This window comes from Methylobrevis pamukkalensis (assembly GCF_001720135.1).
Taxonomy (GTDB): domain Bacteria; phylum Pseudomonadota; class Alphaproteobacteria; order Rhizobiales; family Pleomorphomonadaceae; genus Methylobrevis; species Methylobrevis pamukkalensis.
Window position 1 is genome coordinate 1 of record NZ_MCRJ01000249.1, and the last position, 1,436, is coordinate 1,436.

The 1,436-nt window shown below is 66.7% G+C and carries 2 protein-coding genes; both read left to right on the top strand.

Features of this window, described 5'->3' with window-relative positions:
• The first annotated feature begins 300 nt into the window (after positions 1 to 300).
• Positions 301 to 468: a hypothetical protein gene (locus A6302_RS23310; RefSeq protein ID WP_169833647.1), complete on the top strand. Its 168-nt coding sequence runs from the start codon at positions 301 to 303 to the stop codon at positions 466 to 468.
• Positions 465 to 1,397 carry a DUF1989 domain-containing protein gene (locus A6302_RS20285; RefSeq protein WP_069308519.1) on the top strand — a complete coding sequence of 311 codons (933 nt, stop codon included), beginning with the start codon at positions 465 to 467 and terminating at the stop codon, positions 1,395 to 1,397. Before A6302_RS23310 ends, A6302_RS20285 begins: the two co-directional genes overlap by 4 nt.
• The last annotated feature ends 39 nt before the right edge of the window (positions 1,398 to 1,436 follow it).

A 1,436-nucleotide genomic window follows, 5' to 3' on the forward strand; every position in this document is an offset into this window, starting at 1 on the left:
CTGTCGCAACGCCTGATAGGCGACGTCGGCGCGGGAGTTGGGTTTGGCCATGTCGGACGGGTCTCTGCCTGATCTCGGAGACGGTTCACCAAAGGCAGGACCGTCCCTGTGACCGGCATTCTTGTATACGTGATTGGTTCCCGCAAGTATGCGATCTGCGCAAATTATCGGCGTGCATGCCTGCTTTTTGGCCTTTCTCTCCGCGCTGTCGACCGGCATTTTCGGGTCGAGACAGCTTGATGGTCCGCTGCGCCGGCATTCCGGTATACGTGATGGCGGTGCGGGGACCTTGGAGGGGACATGGACCAGCCGGCCGGCGCGCGGATCATCCGCCTGACACTCAACGACCAGCAGCTCGAGCTTCTCGACCGCACGGTAGCGCGGGGCGTTGCCGGCGACCGGATCGAGCTCGTGCGCCGGGCGCTGCGCGAGCAGGCGGCCCGCCACCTCGGGGAGGCGCGGTCATGAGCGAGCGCAAGGTCGTCTTCGAGTGGACGATGCAGCCGGGCACCGGCAAGGCGATCGAGCTTCTGGCCGGGCAGATCCTCCGGATCGAGCAGGTCGAGGGCGCCCAGTGCGTCGACTTCAACGCTTTCAATCTCCACGACTACAAGGAGTTCATGCACTGCGGCCGGACCCGCACGGTGCACGGCTTCAACCCTTCGAAGGGGACCTTCCTGTGGTCGCAGCCGCCGCGCGAGCGGGCGCTGCTCTACATCATGGAGGACACCTACGGGCGCAACGACGTGCTGTTTCCCCGCTGCAGCGCCTATCTCTACGAGAGCGCCTACGGCTTCGACGTCCACACCAACTGCAACGACATCCAGGCCGAGGCGCAGCGCGAATACGGCCTGACCCCGGACGACGTGCACGACAGCTTCAACCTGTTCATGTGCACCGAGGTGACGCCGGAGGGCAGCGCCTCGATCACCCGCCAGGCCTCGAAGGCCGGCGACCACATCGACCTGCTCGCCCTCGTCGACGTGCTGGCGATCCCCAACGTCTGCGGCGCCGACATCATGCGCACCTCCAACTTCGGCCTGAAGCCGGTGAAGCTGACGGTGCTGGAGGCCACGGATACGGACCTTGCCGTCGTGCCGGCGACGCCGATCCTGAAGAGCCAGCGCACGCCGAGGGATTTCCGCCAGCCGCAGATCAAGGCGACCCGCGAGCTGGTCCGCGACCCCGCCTACGTGCCGGCCTTCGCCAACGTGCCGCTCGGGCAGACCGTGCTGGAGATCCCGCTGGATGCTTCCGAGGCGGCCGCCTTCGAGGCGCTGCGCCGCGAGGTCTACGGCGACGACGAGGGTGCGGCGCTCCGCGACATCGTGTTCTCCTGGTGGGAAGAGAGCTTCATGAAGGCCGCCAGCGGGGCGCCTGCGATCGGGGAGCGGTGAGGGGAGGGGCAGCGACGTAGCGGCATACTCCTTCTTCTC